16 protein-coding genes are annotated in these 18533 nt (G+C 51.3%); 5 read left to right on the forward strand and 11 right to left on the reverse strand.

Annotated features, from left to right (window positions below):
• Window positions 1-29 precede the first annotated feature (29 nt).
• The 5 genes from sufU to QQK89_RS00150 all read right to left on the reverse strand — a co-directional run bounded on the left by sufU (window position 30) and on the right by QQK89_RS00150 (window position 4542).
• Window positions 30-455: a Fe-S cluster assembly sulfur transfer protein SufU gene (sufU, locus tag QQK89_RS00130; protein ID WP_284236355.1), complete on the reverse strand. Its 426-nt coding sequence runs from the start codon at window positions 453-455 to the stop codon at window positions 30-32.
• Window positions 442-1668 carry a cysteine desulfurase gene (locus QQK89_RS00135; protein WP_284236356.1) on the reverse strand — a complete coding sequence of 409 codons (1227 nt, stop codon included), beginning with the start codon at window positions 1666-1668 and terminating at the stop codon, window positions 442-444. The genes sufU and QQK89_RS00135 overlap by 14 nt, the downstream gene beginning before the upstream one ends.
• Entirely contained in the window at window positions 1665-2972 is a 1308-nt protein-coding gene (gene sufD / locus QQK89_RS00140) for a Fe-S cluster assembly protein SufD (protein WP_284236357.1), read from the reverse strand. Before sufD ends, QQK89_RS00135 begins: the two co-directional genes overlap by 4 nt.
• Before the next feature lie 25 nt (window positions 2973-2997).
• The gene (gene sufC / locus QQK89_RS00145; RefSeq protein ID WP_284236358.1) at window positions 2998-3777 is read right to left on the reverse strand and encodes a Fe-S cluster assembly ATPase SufC; all 780 of its coding nucleotides are present in this window, start codon (window positions 3775-3777) and stop codon (window positions 2998-3000) included.
• A gap of 159 nt (window positions 3778-3936) precedes the next feature.
• Window positions 3937-4542: a DUF1802 family protein gene (locus tag QQK89_RS00150; RefSeq protein ID WP_284236359.1), complete on the reverse strand. Its 606-nt coding sequence runs from the start codon at window positions 4540-4542 to the stop codon at window positions 3937-3939.
• Window positions 4543-4714: 172 nt separating this feature from the next.
• Here QQK89_RS00150 and mtnK point away from each other — a divergent pair, with 172 nt between their 5' ends.
• Both mtnK and mtnA read left to right on the forward strand, forming a co-directional pair.
• The gene (mtnK, locus tag QQK89_RS00155; protein WP_284236360.1) at window positions 4715-5926 is read left to right on the forward strand and encodes an S-methyl-5-thioribose kinase; all 1212 of its coding nucleotides are present in this window, start codon (window positions 4715-4717) and stop codon (window positions 5924-5926) included.
• Between the two features lie 36 nt (window positions 5927-5962).
• A complete protein-coding gene (gene mtnA, locus QQK89_RS00160) occupies window positions 5963-7021 on the forward strand; it encodes an S-methyl-5-thioribose-1-phosphate isomerase (protein WP_284236361.1) in 1059 nt (352 codons plus the stop codon).
• 65 nt (window positions 7022-7086) lie between these two features.
• Here mtnA and QQK89_RS00165 read toward each other — a convergent pair whose 3' ends face one another.
• Window positions 7087-7392 (reverse strand): YunC family protein, encoded by a 306-nt coding sequence (locus QQK89_RS00165; RefSeq protein WP_284236362.1) that lies wholly within the window; start codon window positions 7390-7392, stop codon window positions 7087-7089.
• Between the two features lie 171 nt (window positions 7393-7563).
• Between QQK89_RS00165 and QQK89_RS00170 the strand changes: the two genes are divergently transcribed.
• Window positions 7564-8046 (forward strand): hypothetical protein, encoded by a 483-nt coding sequence (locus QQK89_RS00170; protein WP_284236363.1) that lies wholly within the window; start codon window positions 7564-7566, stop codon window positions 8044-8046.
• Window positions 8047-8650: 604 nt separating this feature from the next.
• Here QQK89_RS00170 and QQK89_RS00175 read toward each other — a convergent pair.
• Window positions 8651-10549, reverse strand: coding sequence for a putative bifunctional diguanylate cyclase/phosphodiesterase (locus tag QQK89_RS00175; protein ID WP_284236364.1), 1899 nt, complete (start codon window positions 10547-10549; stop codon window positions 8651-8653).
• A gap of 262 nt (window positions 10550-10811) precedes the next feature.
• Window positions 10812-11195, reverse strand: coding sequence for a DUF423 domain-containing protein (locus QQK89_RS00180; protein ID WP_284236365.1), 384 nt, complete (start codon window positions 11193-11195; stop codon window positions 10812-10814).
• Between the two features lie 75 nt (window positions 11196-11270).
• On the opposite strand from QQK89_RS00180, the gene QQK89_RS00185 reads away from it, so the two are divergent.
• On the forward strand, window positions 11271-11780 hold the full coding sequence (locus QQK89_RS00185) for a hypothetical protein (RefSeq protein WP_284236366.1): 510 nt from the start codon (window positions 11271-11273) through the stop codon (window positions 11778-11780).
• A gap of 53 nt (window positions 11781-11833) precedes the next feature.
• Here the strand turns inward: QQK89_RS00185 and QQK89_RS00190 are convergent, their stop codons facing one another.
• From QQK89_RS00190 to QQK89_RS00200, 3 genes are all read right to left on the reverse strand, one after another.
• On the reverse strand, window positions 11834-12649 hold the full coding sequence (locus QQK89_RS00190) for a hypothetical protein (protein WP_284236367.1): 816 nt from the start codon (window positions 12647-12649) through the stop codon (window positions 11834-11836).
• Window positions 12650-12827: 178 nt separating this feature from the next.
• Entirely contained in the window at window positions 12828-15920 is a 3093-nt protein-coding gene (locus QQK89_RS00195) for an AAA family ATPase (RefSeq protein ID WP_284236368.1), read from the reverse strand.
• Window positions 15917-17086 (reverse strand): exonuclease SbcCD subunit D, encoded by a 1170-nt coding sequence (locus QQK89_RS00200; RefSeq protein WP_284236369.1) that lies wholly within the window; start codon window positions 17084-17086, stop codon window positions 15917-15919. Before QQK89_RS00200 ends, QQK89_RS00195 begins: the two co-directional genes overlap by 4 nt.
• A 155-nt stretch (window positions 17087-17241) precedes the next feature.
• Between QQK89_RS00200 and QQK89_RS00205 the strand changes: the two genes are divergently transcribed.
• A complete protein-coding gene (locus QQK89_RS00205) occupies window positions 17242-18507 on the forward strand; it encodes an MFS transporter (RefSeq protein WP_284236370.1) in 1266 nt (421 codons plus the stop codon).
• Window positions 18508-18533: the final 26 nt, after the last annotated feature.

Below are 18533 nucleotides of genomic sequence, written 5' to 3' on the forward strand. Positions count from 1 at the left end.
TCACACTCCTTTATTTAATTATACCCCTATTAAACCTGCTGTTGTTCAATTCCTTTACGCAAAGCGTTCCACGCCAGCGTTGCGCATTTGATCCTTGCAGGGAACTTGTTAACGCCCGACAAAGCTTCGATATCTTCGTTCTCCTCGAACTCGACATCTTCACCCTTCATCAATCCCGAGAAACGTTGGGCAAGATCAAGAGCTTCCTCATAAGTTTTGCCTTTTACGGCTTCAGTCATCATTGATGCGGAGCTCAAGCTGATCGAGCAGCCTTCCCCGCTGAATTTTGCATTGATTACTTTGCCGTCCTCGACTTGAAGCTGAAGCGAAATGCGGTCGCCGCAAGTCGGATTGTTCAAGTTGATGGTAACGGATTCGGTATCCAATGTTCCGCGGTTGCGTGGATTTTTATAATGATCCATGATGACTCGACGATATAAATCATCCAATTGCATGACCGAAGAACTCCTTTGTCCGGATGAGGCCTTCCACTAAGCGGTCGATCTCTTCCTCGTTATTGTATAGATAAAAGCTTGCTCTCGCCGTAGCCGATACATTAAGCCAACGCATAAGCGGCTGGCAGCAATGATGGCCCGCGCGAATCGCAATGCCGTATGAATCAAGTACTGTCGACACGTCATGAGGGTGAATATCGCCAAGATTAAAGGTAACGAGTCCAACGCGGTTCGCTTTCGGCCCATAGATCGTAACGTCATCGATCGTGGACAGTTTATCATACGCGTAGGCTGCCATTCTTTTCTCGTGCTTATCAATCTCATCAAGTCCGATTTGCTCCAGGAAGTCAATCGCCGCGCCAAGTCCTACGGCTCCCGCGATAATCGGCGTACCGCCCTCGAAGCGATACGGCGCATCCTTCCATGTAGACTCATACAAGTCGACGAAATCAATCATTTCGCCGCCGAATTCGATCGGCTCCATGTTCTGCAGCAACGATTTCTTGCCGTACAAAGCACCGATGCCGGTAGGACCGCACATCTTGTGACCGGATAAACCGTAGAAATCGCAATCAAGATCCTGCACGTCGATTTTCATGTGCGGCGTACTTTGCGCACCGTCAACGACCATAACCGCACCGTTACGGTGAGCAATTGCCGCAACTTCCTTAATCGGATTCACGACACCGAGTACGTTGGATACATAAGTCATCGATACGACTTTTGTATTTGGCGTAACCGTTGTTTCCACGTCCGCAAGCGAAATCGTGCCGTCCGGTTGTAGAGGAATATACTTCAGCGTTGCGCCCGTCGCTTTGGCTACCTGCTGCCATGGAATCAGGTTGGCATGATGCTCCATCGGAGTGATGACAATCTCGTCGCCTTCCTTGCATACGCTGCGGGCATAACTCGATGCGACTAGGTTAAGCGCCGTAGTAGTACCGCGTGTAAACACGATCTCTTCCGCCGACTTCGCATTCAGAAACTTGGCTACCTTCTCGCGTGCACCTTCATAGGCATCTGTCGCCCGTGAGCCCAGCGTATGAACGCCGCGGTGCACATTGGAGTGATCCAGTTCATAATAACGACTAACCGCATCAATGACGGAACGCGGCTTCTGGGAAGATGCCGCGCTGTCGAGATAAACGAGCTTATGCCCGTTTACCTGCTGATGCAGTATCGGGAACTGTTCCCGTACCGCTTCTATATTCATCCTTCTAGCTTCCTTTCGAGCAAACGCTGAAGCTGCTCGCGTACCGCGTCAATCGGAATCTCCGATACGACTGGAGCCAAGAATCCGTAAATAATCAAACGTTCAGCGTCTTGCTTGGAAATACCGCGGGACATCAGATAATAAACCTGCTCCGGGTTAACCTGGCCTACGCTTGCTGCGTGACCCGCTTTTACATCGTCCTCGTCAATAAGAAGAATCGGGTTAGCGTCGCCGCGTGCTTTAGGGCTGAGCATCAGAACTTTTTCTGTTTGCACGCCGTTTGCTTTTGTAGCGCCTTTTTCGATCTTCGTGATGCCGTTGATGATAGCCGTTGCTTTATCTCTCATAACAGCGCGAGTTACCATGTTCGACTCCGAGCTGCGGCCGAAATGCGTCGCTTGCGTCGTGAGGCTCATCTTCTGCTCATTGCCGCCAATGCTGATCACTTTCGCATCCGAGTTCGAACCGTTGCCTTTAAGCACGGATACCGTATCGGATACCGTAAAGCCATCGTTCAGGTCGCCAACTACCCATTCCATTTGGCCGTCATTCTCGATAACCGCACGACGGAGAGTCATGTCTACGCCATTGTCAGCCATGTGGTGAATGGAACCGAAACGAACATGTGCGCCCGGCTTCACGAACACTTCAACAACCGAGTGATGAACGAATGGCGCATCAATTGTTCCCGGTTCAGAAACGACATAGTCTACATAAGTAACCGAGCTGTTGCTCTCTGCTACGATTACAATATGCGGAGCAAACGCCGCGTCTGCCTTATTGTTGAACAGAACCGCTTGGAGCGGAAGCTCAACTTCAACGTTCTTAGGCACGTATACGAATACGCCGCCGTTCCACAATGCCGCATGCATTGCAGTCAGCTTGTTCTCGCCTACCGATACGGCTTGGAACAAATATGGTTTAACGAGATCGGCATGCTCTTTGCATGCTGTCTCCAAATCTGTGAAAATAACGCCTTTTGCCGCAAGTTCCGCAGACAATTGCTTCAGAACCGCGCTCGAGTTGTGCTGAACGATAATATTTTCCGTTCCTTCAGCGACCAGCTCGCGAACTACTTCCGGCAGTTCAGCAACCGAACCTACCGCTTTCTCTTCCGCATAAGCTCCAACTGCCGTCAGATTCCAGCGGTCGATACGCATTTTCTCCGGCTTAGGCCATTCCAATGTACCAGCCAGCTCAGCCGCTTCACCGCGAAGATCGACGAGCCATTGCGGTTCGCCTTTGCTGCTTGCAAGCGCTTCGGCCGATTGACGGTCCGTCGGAGTCGTTAATTGTGTACTCATCCCGTTATGCTCCCTTCTCCGCCGATTAAGCTTGGCCTACTGTTTCGTCAACAATGCCGAGTTCTTCTTTAACCCAATCGTAACCTTCGTTCTCAAGACGCTGAGCAAGCTCAGGACCGCCGGATTTCACGATGCGGCCTTGCATCATAACGTGTACGAAGTCTGGAGTAATGTAGTTCAGCAAACGCTGGTAGTGAGTGATGATCAGGAATCCGCGGTCTTCGGAACGCATAGCGTTAACGCCGTTGGATACGATTTTCAGAGCGTCGATGTCAAGACCGGAGTCGATCTCGTCAAGTACAACGATCTTAGGATCAAGCATAGCCATTTGAAGAATCTCGTTACGTTTCTTCTCGCCGCCGGAGAAACCTTCGTTCAAATAACGGTGAGCGAACTCAGGGTTCATTTCGAGTTCTTTCATTTTCTTTTCCATTTGGCGGATGAACTTGATCAGAGAAATTTCTTCGCCTTCTTCACGGCGCGCGTTGATCGCGCTGCGCAGGAAGTCGGAGTTTGTAACGCCCGGAATCTCGCTTGGATATTGCATCGCAAGGAACAGACCGGCGCGTGCTCTTTCGTCTACGCTCATCTCGAGCAGGTCTTCGCCGTCGATTGTAGCCGAGCCTTCTGTTACTTCATATTTCGGGTGACCCATCAGCGCGGAAGCAAGCGTACTTTTACCAGTACCGTTTGGACCCATGATTGCATGGATTTCTCCGCCTTTGATTTCAAGGTTAATGCCTTTCAAAATCTCTTTTCCTTCGATCTCTGCTTTCAGGCCATCGATGACAAAATGTGTTGCCATAATATTGTTATCCCTCCAAGGTTGGTAATCGGATTTTAGGTTCAACCCTATAAACAAATCCCAAATGGGAATATTATAGAGTGATTCTCATTGATTCTCAATAATTATTTTATTATAAGTTTGATTATTAATCAATGCGAGAACGTCCTGAGACTGGAATTACGCGCCACCCGAAATATCGCTTCCTATTAATGACTGTTTGATTTCCTTGATTTTCTTTGCAAACTCATCATCGGACAAAACCGGGGTCATTACGGACTGAGGCATTCCTTCATCCAGTTTTACCCAAGATTTGCATCCGTTATAAGCAGGCTGCATCGGCAATTCGACCGGCTCTTCCAGTCGGTATACTCGAAGCAGCAGCAAATGCAGCGGCTTGGCGCGCTTCCATTTGAGCCGTTCTTCCGCGAAAGCGTCCGTCCAAATGTGATAATTCCGAATCCGGTCCAACGTCTCTTGGTCCGTGATCTCGATATCCTCCACCGCTTCCGCATAAGAGCCTAGCTTAATCGTAGGCATGTCAGGCGTCCAGCCCTGCATGGTCCCTTGAATTTGGCCTTGGTATTCCTCTTTCAGCAAATGTTCCTTCTGATGTTCAAAAGCCGGCATGAGATAGAAGCCTTTGCTCACCAATTGAAAGTCGCGGGTTTCCTCAATGATCCCGCCTTTGCGCATAACAAGCATAAGTTGCCCTTCTTGCAGCGCTTTTACCGTTACGGCCCATTCTTTTAATGCAACCGGTTCGCGTGATTGAGCTGCCTCCATTTGTCGTTCCCCTCCTAAAAATGAGATTAATCAACGTCGCTTGTCCTTAATCACGTAACATTATATCATTTGAAGGTATTCCAAGGCGAAATAATATCCGCTATACTATGTTGAGGACTTTACTCGGCATTATGTTGCCTTTTATAAATATGAACCCGGAGGTGGACGAACCGTGTCTGCTTATCATGCATTAACCGAACAAGAAGCGATTGAACTCGCAGGACGACTCGAAGGGTTTTTCCCTGCTGGAGCTGCGTTGAACTGCCGAGAAATCGGCGATGGAAACTTGAATCTCGTCTTCCACATTACCGATCCCGCAAGCGGAAAGAGCCTTATCATGAAACAAGCCCTTCCATACGCGAAGGTCGTTGGCGAATCCTGGCCGTTGTCGCTTGACCGCGCCCGTATCGAAAGCGAATCGCTTATTCTTCAGAACAAGCTCGCTCCGGGACTGGTGCCGGCGGTTTACAAATATGACGCTGAGCTTGCTCTCACCGTTATGGAAGACCTGAGTGACCACCTCATTATGCGACATGGTCTGATCAAAGGGATTCGTTATCCGAAATTTGCGGATGATATCTCTACCTTTATGGCCAATACGTTGTTCTTCACTTCGGATCTCGGCATGAATCAACAAGAGAAAAAGCAAAACGTCAAAGCGTTCATTAATCCGGATTTGTGCAAAATAACGGAAGACCTGATCTTCGACGATCCTTACACGGTCTCCGCTAACAATAATATCGATTCTGCTATCGAAGATGCTGCGGCTGCCCTTCGCGAAGATCAAGCACTCCATCTTGAAGTTGCCCTTCTCCGCGAGAAGTTCCTGACCAGCGCGCAAGCTTTGCTGCATGGCGATCTTCATACGGGAAGCGTGTTCGCCACGCCGGAATCCACCAAAGTGATCGACCCTGAATTTGCTTACTACGGCCCGATCGGCTTTGATATCGGCGCGGTTATTGCCAACCTGCTTCTTAATTATGCCGGCCAAGGCCACTGGATCAAGGACGAGAAAGAGCTTGCCGATTTCCGCAATTACCTGCTTGAGACGATCCGCGATACATGGACCAAGTTCGACCAGAAATTCCGCGCTTTATGGAATGCGCATGGCGTAGACCGCATGGCTAACGAAACGGCTGGCTATCAGGATCTGTACATGAGCCGTCTGCTTCAGGACGCCATTGGTTATGCCGGCTGCAAAGTTGTGCGCCGCGTAGTTGGTCTCGCGCATGTTGCCGATATTGATACGATTCCGGATGCGGCGGCACGCGAGCGGGCTGAGCGCCTCGCTCTGGAGATTGGTACATCCCTTATTCATATGAACCGCCGTGCGGTATCCATTGAGCAAGCGATTGACGTTGTCTTGACCGCTGTAGCAAAATAGTAAGCCGCAATACTGATACAAGAGAGGAATTGCAAGATGACTACAACCAATTATGAAGGCCTTCAATCCGTCATTTGGCATGACGACAAGCTGGACCTGCTCGATCAACGGCTTCTGCCGGAAGAAATCGTATATTTGCCGCTTGTGACAAAAGAAGATGTATGGGAAGCGATCCGCCATTTGAAGGTAAGAGGAGCTCCTGCAATCGGAATCGCTGCTGCGTATGGCGTTGCACTCGGAAGCCGCTCGGCTGAATCCGCGGAAGCTTGGCTCGCCGATGTCCGCCAAGCAGCGGAATACCTCGCAACTTCCCGCCCTACGGCGGTCAATCTGTTCTGGGCTCTTGACCGGATGAAAGCCCGTGCCGAAGCTCTAGCTTCCGAAGGCCATTCGCTTGAAGCGCTCAAGCAGGCGTTATTAGACGAAGCCATCGCCATTCAGAGCGAAGACGAAGAAACAAACCGCATGATCGGCGAACATGCATTGTCGCTGTTCCAAGACGATATCGGCGTACTGACGCATTGCAACGCCGGCGGACTGGCTACAGCCAAATACGGTACGGCGCTTGCGCCGTTTTATCTGGCGAAGGAACGCGGCATGAACATCCGCGTCTTTGCCGACGAGACTCGTCCTGTCCTGCAAGGCGCGCGTTTGACTGCGTTCGAGCTGCAGCAAGCAGGCGTAGACGTTACGCTCATTTGCGATAACATGGCCGGACATGTCATGTCCAAAGGCTGGGTAAATGCCGTAATCGTGGGAACAGACCGTGTTGCCGCTAACGGTGACGTAGCGAACAAAATCGGCACTTACAGTGTTGCCGTACTAGCCAAAGCGCATGGCATCCCGTTTTATGTAGCTTGCCCGCTCTCGACGATCGACCTCAATACGCCAACCGGCGCGGAGATTCCGATCGAAGAGCGTAATGCGGAGGAGATCACGGAAGGCTTCGGCAAACGTACGGCTCCGCAAGGCGTTAAGGTATACAACCCTGCATTTGATATTACGCCTAACGAATACGTGACAGCGATTATTACGGAGAAAGGCATTATCGAAGCGCCTTTTGACGTGAATTTGAAAAAGCTGTTTGAATCCTAATTCCATGAAGATAAGGCAGTCTCCGTTATGACAAGGAGGCTGCCTTTTTCATGTGCACTCGTGTGCTATATCATCAAACGGAGGGCATCTGTTCCGTTCATTCCAACCGTGATGCCAAGTGCTTCCGCAGTAGTTGTAACGGATTCAAGAGGCGCCGCAAGCAATTCCTCCAGCGTTTTCACTCCAACTGCTCTACCCGCTATAATCTCTCTATCTTTCAGTCGGTCATTAAGCAGCCCCACATCCAAAGCACCGCACATGATATAACCTCTATCCGTTGAGATCGCAAGCAAAGTTGTTTTGGGCAACTTCACCTCAACGCCAAGAGCGGTTACACCTTCTCCAAGCGGCACAGGAACCATTCTCATCATTCTGGACACCTCCTTTACAACAGGCCATGACAGGTCAGTTCGAACCGCAAGAACATTATATGCAGAACCTGCGAAGCAGTGTTGGTCACCTGCTCATTTTTGGGACTATGTGGACATCTTATTTGATGATATAGTTAATGTTATGTTTGCATAACTTAGTCCGGAGGAACTATGAACCCAACACAATCGGCCCGCACAAACTCATATGTATTCCAGGTTGAATTACTTATTGAAGGAGACAGCAACGGCGCTGCTTTGGAGAAGCTGATCAAGTCGCTTAACCAAGGCGGTTATACGGATTACCGCATCCTAAACGGCATTCAGCTCGGACGAATCATTGATCAACGCAAGTCAGAATTGCCGGGAATACAGCAAATTCCCGTACCGCCGTTCGTCAAACCGGCAGCTCCGGCTCCCGCAACCGCAGCATCCGCGGTTCCCTCAATAAACAACGGCCTCGAATCCTTCCGGGCATGCATGAAAAACAATAAATTAATACGGCTGATCGTAAACAAAGGGCTTGGCATCAAGCTCAGCATCCCTTGCCGCATTCTGAATATCGATGAACAAGGTCATCTGGTCACGGTTTATCATGTGGACGAGAAGCAAGTGTATACGTTCAGATTGAACGAAATCGAGGATTTTCAAGTATAAACAACCAAATAAAGGGGGTGTCCCATAAGTCATGAAAATGACGATGGGACACCCTGTTTTTTGTTTAGGTAAACCAGCTGCCTGCGCATTAAATGTTCTTCCAATCGCCATTGCTCAGGGATTCCCTTTAATCAACGAGGTAAGGTAGGAATCCCTGAGCAAAAGCGACCGCTTCAAAGCTTTCTGAAAGAAAGCTACTTCGTAAGCATAAACTTCGCTTCTCCAGAATCATTTAATCCTCCGTCTGCCTTTAACCTGTTCATGAAATGCTCAAACAAAAAGAAGCCAACCCTTGTTAAAATGGAGGTACCACCCAACCATTCTAAGTAAAGAGAGGCTTCTTTATGTACAAAGAATATAACATGGATTAACTGTCCTTGCCAATGGACTTGCAAGAAGATATCCCCGAAAATCATCTCGCACGCGTCATCAACGATACGGTCAATCGCTTAGATATGAACTGAAGAAAGCAGCAAGAACAAAAATAGTGCTGCAAGGGTAACCCTATGCAGCACTATTTTCATAAGAATCACTCTTTATTTACTAATGCGAGCCGTCTTTAAAGTGAGCGATCACCTTTGAGACGGCCCCTTGTTATGAATAATCAGATATAGGCCGCTCCAAGCATTTGTTCAATGGCCGTGCTAGACACAGGTGGACTCCAGAAGTAACCTTGCATTTCATCGCAATTATGCTTGCGCAAAAACTCCATTTGCTCCTCGTTCTCGACGCCTTCGGCAATAACTTGAATGTTCAAGTTATGGGCCATCGCGATAATAGCGGCAACAATCTCCGCATCGCTAGGATCCTGCTGGATATCCCTAACGAAGGAACGGTCGATCTTGAGACGGTCGATCGGGAAGTTCTTCAAGTAATGGAAGGAGCTATAGCCGGTTCCGAAATCGTCCACGCTTATCCCAATGCCCATATGGGTAAGTTCCAGCAGGCAACGGGAGACATGGCCCGTATCCATCGTCATGGACTCGGTAATTTCCAAGTCTAAATATTCCGGTTTGAGGCCCGTCTTCTGCAACACGGAAGCAACCTTGCTCGCAAGGTCCTGCTGCACGAATTGCCTGATCGAGAGGTTGACCGATACCGGCATAGGCGGTAGACCGGCATCTTGCCAGGCTTTACTCTGGCGGCATGCCTCCTCCAGCACCCAATCCCCGATCTGGACGATCATTCCGCTCTCTTCGGCTATTGGAATGAAATCGCCTGGAGGAATCATCCCTCTCACCGGATGTTTCCAGCGAACAAGCGCTTCGACCCCCACCATCATGCCGGATATCATATCGTATTGCGGTTGATAATGCAGAATAAATTCCTTGCGTTGAATGGCGCGGTACATCTCGTGTTGAAGCGTCAAGCGTTCGAATGAAGAATTGCTCCAGCTCTCGGAATATAGCATGCTGTCGTTTTTTCCGCTCTCCTTCACCTTTACAAGCGCAATGTCCGCTTTCTTGAGAAGGGAATAGCCGTCATCTTCACTCAATAGGCTCGTCACAGCCCCGAGACTTGCCGTAATATGCAACGGGAACCCTTTCAGCTCGAAAGGCTCGTCAATCGCGTGCAAAAGCTTCCGGGACCAGTCAGCAAGCTGCTCTTCCGACTCGATATCCTGCAGTAATATAACAAATTCGTCGCCTTCCAGACGGGCTACGATACCCTGTTCGCCAACCGCGCTTGTCAGCCGTTCCGCAACTTGAAGAAGAAGCATATCTCCAAACTCTCTTCCAAACGATGCGTTAACTAGCTTGAAACGGTCAAGGTCCAAATAACAAAGGCCAATCATACGGTTATGTTCTCTTGCAAATGCAAGCGTCTCGTTCATGCGGATATGGAATAACGTCCTGTTCGGGAGTCCGGTCATATCGTCGTAATAAGCCATGTAACGGATCCGCTCTATGTTGCGCTTCCGATCGCTTAAATCTTGACTGACAATAACGGTTCCTATCACTTCGTCTTCCTTCAGCATTGGAGAACTGATAATTTGAAGCTCCAGCGGAAATCCAGACCGGTGCGTAATGTTAATATTGCGCTGCTCCGATTTACCTTGAAGCGCATGATCCAGCATTTCCTGCAGACTGCTGCGGCTTCCCGGTTCTACCAACGGAGCAAGAGGCGCGCCCAGAAGATCAGCCCGCATATAGCCTAACGTATTGCTGGATGCCACATTCATCTCCATAATAACGCCATCCCGATCCAAAATAGCGAGCGGAACAGCTTCCGATTGGAGCAATGTCTCAACAATTGGCGTATGGAAGTTCCGGAAACCGATCAGTTGACGATCCTTGGCAAACAAAACTATCGATATGATAATCGCCGCAACGGCAATTATTGACGAAATCCATTCCAACACGGGGTCGGCGTTCCTATACAAGGCAGCTGCGGTAAACAGCGTCGCGACAATGGCAATCGTAAGAGCGGCTGTTCGCAGAATAGGATAAAACCGCGAAATTTGGAGCCGTCTGTTAGGCGAACCGTCCATCCGTTTCGTCACGCACCAACTTCCTTCCTCTTGTCAGTTCATGCAAAGTTAGATTCATTATAAACGAAATGAGGATGATGGTATAGAAATATTTACTAAATCTATAAAAACTTCTTGTAGAAATAAGGCGAGTTATGTCGAATAACAAGGTAATTCGCCCGTTTTCTGATTTTTTCCTAGCATTTCAGTCCTATTTGAAGATGCATTATTCCCATTTTCCACAATATAAAAAGGCCGCTCCAACGATAGCGATGAGCAAGCCTTGATATACTTCTTATTCTTTTTTTCCGGCACGCCATGCCGCTGTTGCAATACAACCCCAGCCCGCCAGGAAAGCTACGCCGCCAAGCGGAGTAATGGCCCCAAGAATGCCAACATCCGTTAAAGCAAGTACGTATAAGCTTCCGCTAAACAAAACAATTCCGGCGATCAGCAAACGGGATCCCACTCTGATCAGCTTGGAGTCTCCGATTCGGCCAGCAAGCAAAGACACGAGCATTAATCCTAGAGCATGATACATATGGTACCGGACACCGGTTTCATAAACCTCCAGCATATCCTCGGACAAAGTATCCTTTAAACCGTGGGCGCCAAAGGCGCCAAGAGCTACGGCAAGCGCAGCGCCAATTGCTCCGTACGCAAAATATTTATAAGACATCCTGTTTTCATCCCTTTCATGTTTGTGTATAATCTTACAAGTAAATCCACCTATTGCAAAGGAGTCGATCTTTCTTTGGAAGAACCACGCCATCCATCGGATCCGCATAATAGCTCGCCCGCAAATCCCGAGCAGCCTTATGATAACCCATACGCATCAAGACCTGAACAGCCGTTTGCTCCGGTCAGAGACAATGAACCCATGAAACAATCGGGCCTTGGCATCGCTTCTTTCATCCTGGCACTCGTTACCGTTCTCCTTGTCGTTGGCTCCATTATCGGCGTCACCGTATTCGTCAGCTCGGTCGCGGACGATGCGCAAGGCTTTCTGAACGAGATGGAAACTATGGAGGGGGATTCTCTCCCATCAGACTTCGTGCCGATTCTGATAGCAGGGCTATGTATCCTCGCTTCCATCGGTGTCGCTATTGTCGGCTTGATTCTCGGCATTATTGGCGCCGCACAGAAAAATCGCCGCAAAGTATTTGCCATTATCGGCATTGTGCTGAACGGGCTCATAGTGCTTGGAACAGCCGGCCTTGTCATTATAGGTCTTGTCTCCGCTGCCGCGCAATCGACAATTTAGCAACAAATACAAAGAAGAGGCAGCCCTATACGGGATTGCCTCTTCTTTGTATATTAGCCAAGCTGGATAGCTACCGACTTATTGATGTCTGCAATTTTACGTTCATAACCGTCTATCTTCGTCTGCTGATCGATTATTTGTTTCGCCACGCTACTGAGCGTAGTGAGCGAACGAAGAGAGGTATTTCCATCATAACTTCGCAAGGCGTATAACAAGTCGCTCCACTCGGACGATTTTTGCTTGTTCAGCTGGCTAATGGCAGTCTTGGCTATTGAGACTTTCCGTTCTTCATCCGTAATGGCATCAAGTTGGGCGCGCAGACGTTTCATTTTGTCGTTCGCGGCTGTTTTGGCCGTGCTTAACCCAGACTGCGCGCTTCGAATTTCTTCTTTGGCGCTCCTCACGGATATTTCCAGCAAATCCACTTTCAGCTGAACGGCTGCCGTCAGCTCTTTTATCCCGAACTTTCTAGCCGTCCTGAGCTCCGCTTGCGCAGCCTCATACCGGTTGAACAAGGGCTGGTAATAAGATTTCAGCTGAGTGATTTTCTTGTCCAGCGCATCGAGCTTGGCTTTGTCGATCAGCCTGATTTTCTGCCGAAGTTCAGATTCCTTGCTATCGTTCGTTGCGGCAGCCGCCTTCATTCTCGTATCCTGGTACCCGATCGTATTCTGCTGCTGGACAAAACTCTGGTACAACGCCTGAAGCTTAGATGCATCTGCTGATGCCATACCCGCTTTGGTCTTGTCGAACTGCTTCTGTGCCGTCGCGGACAACACGTTTACTGCCGCATCCGCAATTGCTGTAGGGAGCAGAGCGGACAGAATCAGGGTCAGTAGCAAAGCTACCGCCGGCAATCGAGTTTTCATACTAATAACTCCTCCTTGTTTCAAGCAATTCATAGCGGCAACTATGCACGCAAACGCAAAAAAGCACCCTCCAAACCAAGCCGTAAAAGGCTGGTTCGAAGGGTGCTTCCCGTCCGATCATCATGTTGCCGCATATGTTCTTTCACTATACGGCTTGTCCGAACGAGGTGTCAACCTATTATTTTACAGAAATGGAGGTTCGGCTGTAGCCTTCCTTCGTCTTGTACACCTCAAGAGTAGCAGGGAATGCCTGCTTCAGCTCCTGCACGTGCGAGATGACGCCAATCATGCGTCCCGAACGCTGCAAATCAACTAACGCCTCAATCGCTTTGTTAAGCGAATCCTCATCCAAAGAGCCAAAGCCCTCGTCGATAAACATCATTTCGATCGAGACGCCGCCCTGGTAAGATTGAATAACATCCGTCATGCCTAGCGCGAGGCAGAGCGAAGCGTTAAACTTCTCGCCCCCCGACATCGTCTTCACGTCGCGGTTTTGCCCGGTGTATGCGTCATAAACGTCAAGCCCAAGCCCGCTCTGCTTGCCGCGCGTCTCCAGACGGTCGCTGCGCTGCAGAATAAATTGCCCTCCGGACAAATGACGGAGTCTAACATTGGCAGCGTGCAAGATCTGTTCCAGGTATTCAATCAGTATATAACGTTCAAATGAAATTTTGAGTGCGTTGTCTCCCTTAAGCATTTGATACAAATCAAGCACCTGCGCAAGCTTCGCCTCAAGCTCTTTCACCCGGTGGGCCGCTTGATCAATGGATGCCTTCAGCTTACCCGCATCCTCGGCGAATCTGGAGGCAATCTGGAGCGCATTGGCGGCAGCTTCAATCCGTTGCTTAAGCTCCGCAATGGCAGCTTTCATCGCCTCGGTATCCGCCTGCACTTTGCCCGCAAGCTCTTGTTCAAGCTCTTCCGCTCGCTTATGAACGGCAGCGACAGCCGTCTTATACGCTTCTATGTGATCCTTCAATGCACGTCTTTCCTGATCCGGCAGATGGGCTGCGCGGAAGGCCTCCAAATGTTCGAACTCCGCCTTGGCCAGCTCATCCTCGAAACGTTTGGCTGCAAGCGCCGCATTGTTCCGTGCTTCAGCGAGCTGCTGCTCGGTTTGCTCCGCATGAGCTTGCTCCTCGGCAAACTTCGCGCGCATCCGAAGCAGCTCGTCTTGCGCTTGCTTCCAGGCAACGGCTAGCGACTCTGCCAAACTGCGTTGCTTCTTCAGTTGCTCTTCCATCTGCTTCGGCGAACGGAGCTCCTCCGGAATACGCTCGAGCTCCTTCTCCAGCGCCGACTGCTTGGCGCCGCGCTCTACCGCAATCTGCTGCTGCTCCGCTTGCAGCTTATCCTTCGCCTGCTGCAGCTGGTCCAGCTTCTGCTCGATCTCTTCAGAGCGCTCTTTCAGCTGCTTGCCTAACTCAACCTGCTGCCCAAGCCGTTCCGCTTCATCGTTCAGCTGCTTCCAGCGTTTCCGCAAGCTTGCCTGCTGCTCGGCAAGGCCGGATGCTTCCGCTCCGTACTCCGCTAGCTCCGCAGCGCTTCCTTCCCAGCTCGAACGCGCCGCTGCCGCTTGCAGCTGCGCTTCATTCAGCTCGCGTTCATACCGGGACAACTGCTCCTTCGCCTGCTGGAGCTGTTCTCTGGATGGCACGGCTTCCGCCGCAACCGCCTTATCCGGATGCTCTTCGCTGCCGCAGACCGGACATGGCTGTCCGTTATGAAGATGGGCGGCCAGCAGACTCGCTTGTCCTTCAATCCAGCCGCGTTCCAGCCGGTCATGCTCCTCTCGAATTCGAGCAAGAAGTGCTGCCCGCTCCTCGATCACGTTAGCATGAGCAGCAAGTTCCTTCTCGAGGTCAATTAGCCTGGAAATATATTTGCCGGTTTGGACAACCTGATTTCTCTGCTCAATCATGCCGGGCAGCTGCTCGACCGCACCTTCAATCGCCTTGAGCTGTGCGGCGAATCCTGCCTTCGCTTCCTTCGCTTCTGCGATCAACGCTTCCGCCGACGAGAGCTTCGCCGCGCCGCTGCTCTCGGCAACGCGAAGCCGCTCAACCGCGACGCGTTGCGCCTCCAGCGTCTCAACCGCCGGCGCCAGCTCCGCTAGGCGGTGCAGCTCGCGCTCCGCCGCTTGCCGCTCCGCGCCGCGTTCCTCCTCGCGACGATGCCGCTCCTCGGCTGCCGCAAGCGCCGCCTTCGCGGCTTCCGCAGCCGCGCGTCGCGTACTTGCGGCCTGCTGCTTCGCCGCGGCGTCCCGCTCCGCGCGGACCGCCTGCTCCGCGTACGGCGCCAGCAGCGCCGCGCGCTCCGCGAGCAAGAGCCGGCGCTCTCGCTCCGCATGCTCGCCGCTTTGCGCCGCGAGCCGCTCCGCTTTGGCCCGCTCGCCGGCCAGCTCAATAAAGCGCGCATGAAGCGCCAGCTCGCTTTGCAGCGCCAGCTCCTGCTCGCCAAGCTGCCGCTGCAGCTCGCGCTTGCCTGCTTCCCCTTCCGCTGCCAGCTCGCGGTAATACGCAATCTCCTGCTCCAGCGCCTCCGACAGCTGGGCCGCATTGTACAGCTCCTGCTCCAGCGTCTGCGCAAGCAGACTGTTATCTCTTCGCGGCAAATTACCCGCCGCTTGCTTCATATAATGATCAACGCTAATCTTCGCTTCCTTCAACTGGTCGCCTAGCTCCCGGTTCTGCTGCTGGAAACGCGTCTCCAGGCGTTGATACAACTCCGTCCGGAAAATCCGGCGAAGAATCTCTTCCTTGTTATCCGTATCCGAAGTAAGCAACTTGCGGAATTCGCCTTGCGGCAGCATGACGATCTGATTGAACTGCTCCTTCGTCAGGCCAATAATCGTCTCCAGCTTCGCGTTAACGTCATTGACCATAAACCGGTCCACAATCGGTACCGCTTCACCGCCGGTCAGCTCGTACAACTCGGCTTTGCCGCCAGTCTCGCTTTTATTCGTTCCCTTCCGGTGAGGAAGCTGACGGAATACGCGGTAAATCCGGCGCCCCACTGCAAAATCCAGCTCAACGGCCGTATGTTTCTCGTCATCGGCGAAATGGCTGCGCAGCATGCGGGGCTCCGAGCGGTCTTCGCCGCTTGCCGTTCCGTATAGCGCAAAACAAATCGCGTCAAAAATCGTTGTTTTGCCCGCTCCGGTACTGCCGGAAATAACAAACAGGCGGTGCTCGCCAAGCTCGTTGAAATCCACAATCTCCGCGTCGCGGTAAGGACCAAATGCGGTCATCGTTATTTTGAGAGGTCTCATTTGGCTTCCCCCTCCTCTCGCAGCAATCCGCCAAAGGCGTCCGCAAACAGCTTTTTCTTCGGTTCATCGAGCGGAATGCCTTTAACTTCCATGTAAAAAGATTCAAACAAGCTGACCGGATCGGCTTCGCTTCTTCGCATAGTCTCCTCCGGGGCATCGCCGTCTTCGCCCAAACCGCGAACAGCCGTTACCCGGCGCTCCACGTGGAGCGCGTTCGGATACACCGCACGAACCTTTTCCATCGGGAACAAAACGGGGTTATCGTTGAGCAACGTGACGAACACATAATCTTCGTTCACCGGATGCGTCTCGATCTCTTCGATTGGACCGGCAATCCGGCGCATATCGCGAAGGGGCTGGAGCTCTCTTTTCTCAATCGACACCTGCCCGTTCGCATCCAACTCGACGACCAGATAACCTTTCTTGTGATTCTCCTCGGAGATCGAATATTTCAGGGGAGAACCCGCGTAACGAATTTTATCGCTGCCAACAAAATGCGCCTGATGCAAATGCCCCAGAGCCGTATAATGAAAAGGCTCGAAATAAGCAGCCCGAACATGTTCGGCCCCGCCGATCGAGAGCGGACGCTCGGAATCGCTCGTATTGGGTTCAGCTTCGCCCGTCGCGGTTACGAAAGCATGTCCAACAACGATATGTCTGGCTTCCGGATCCATCTGACTAGCAATACGCTCCGTAATCGCCCTCATCGCTTCATCATGCGTCCGGATGCTCTCGTCTTCAAACGCAACGCGTACCTGCGCAGGATCCGCATAAGGAATCAGATGCACATGCACCTCGCCACACGCATCCTTCAGCACAACCGGCTTATGTTCCGTTCTTAGCCTTCCGGCAATATGAAGCCCGCGGCTTTCCATCATCGCCGTGCCGAAGTCAATGCGGTCCGGACTGTCATGGTTACCGGAAATCGCAAGCACCGGCGTATCGAGCCCAACTACGATTCTCTCAAGCAGCTCGTCAAGCAAATCGACCGCTTCCGTCGGCGGAATCGCCCGGTCGTACAAATCGCCTGCAATAATGACCGCATCCGGCCGCTCCTGCTCAACCGCGCTTACAAATTGCTCCAGCACGTAACGCTGGTCTTCCGTCATATATACACCCTGCACAAGCTTGCCTAAATGCCAGTCGGCAGTATGAAAAAATTTCACTTTATGAACATTCCCTTCTGATACTCCTTAACCGTACATATATTCGCGTTTTCCTCTCAATTTCCTTCCTGAAAATATTTCCCCAAAGCCCTATCAATGGTACAGTAGTAGACAGACTTTATAGATTTCGTTAGAGGAAGAAACAGGAGGATCACATGCACACAGAATCAGAAACAAGGACCAAACGTTCCTTGTTCAGCAACTATTCGTTGCTGCTGGCCGTCGTATTTGGCGGTTTTCTCATCTTTGGTTTCTCGGAAAATATTAAAGGACCCGCCATCCCTCGCATGCAGGCCGACTTCTCGCTTAGCGAAGCGCAGATCGGGATGTTACTTGCCCTGAATTCGCTCGGCTACCTGATCGCCTGCAGCTTTACAGCCTGGCTGGTCAAAACAATCGGCATCAAGCTGACGACTCTTCTCTCGTTTGGTTCGATGGTTATCTCGGGCTTCTGCCTTTACTACTCCGTCAATTATTCAACGATGGTACTATCCTACTTCTTCATGTACATCGGCAATGGCCTGCTCGAGATCGCGCTGGCGATTCTGGCAGCGCAAATCTTCACTCGCAACACGGGAACGATGATGAATCTGGCTCACTTCTTTTATGGACTAAGTTCGATTGTCGCTCCGCTTCTTGCCGCTAATCTGATGGGCGTCCATCTGTTTGGCGCAAGCGCCGAGCTGGGCTGGCGGGGAATGTATTGCCTGATGTTGTCGCTGGCTATACTGCCGATGATTCCGACGATTCTAGCCAAATCTCCTAAGAAGGAAGAAAAACACGGAGAGCGGTTGTCGCTCAAGGAATACATGAAAGATAAAGCGGCTTGGCTGCTTGTTGGCGTTCTCTCTCTTGGCGTCGTGTCGGAGCTTGCGATCGGAAGCTGGCTCGTAAACTTTCTCGAAAAAGCTTACGACTGGAGTAGCGGCGAGTCTGCTGGCATGTTATCGGCCTTTTTCCTTTGTTTTACGTTTGCGAGGCTTGTATTAGGTCCGGTTACGGATCGAATCGGCTATACGTTATCGCTAATCCTGCTGTCCGCTTTCTCGGGACTCTGCTCAATAGCAGCCGTTATTGCCGGCGAGCCCGGTGCATTCCTGTTCGCGGTAGCCGGCATAGGGATCGCGCCGATCTATCCGACGGTCATGGCGCTGATCGCCAAGCGTTATCCGAAGGAAAGCGACACGGCGATTACGTTTACGGTGACGCTGATGGGGATTGCGACGGTAGCGGGGAACTATTTGATCGGACTTATTATCGAGTTATTCAAGAACGGCTTTGCGGAAGCCGCGCATCCAAAGGCGGGGTTAATTGCCGGTCTGCAAGCTGGTTACGTCTTCATCGGGGCATGCGCTTTGTTATGTTCCGTTATGTCGGTTTGGCTGTACCGCCATTTGAAACAACGCGGCGCCTTGCTGTAAATGATAAAGGCTGCTCCGGTCACCGA

Origin of the sequence: Paenibacillus glycanilyticus (genome assembly GCF_030161375.1) — a bacterium.
GTDB classification, from domain to species: domain Bacteria; phylum Bacillota; class Bacilli; order Paenibacillales; family Paenibacillaceae; genus Pristimantibacillus; species Pristimantibacillus glycanilyticus_B.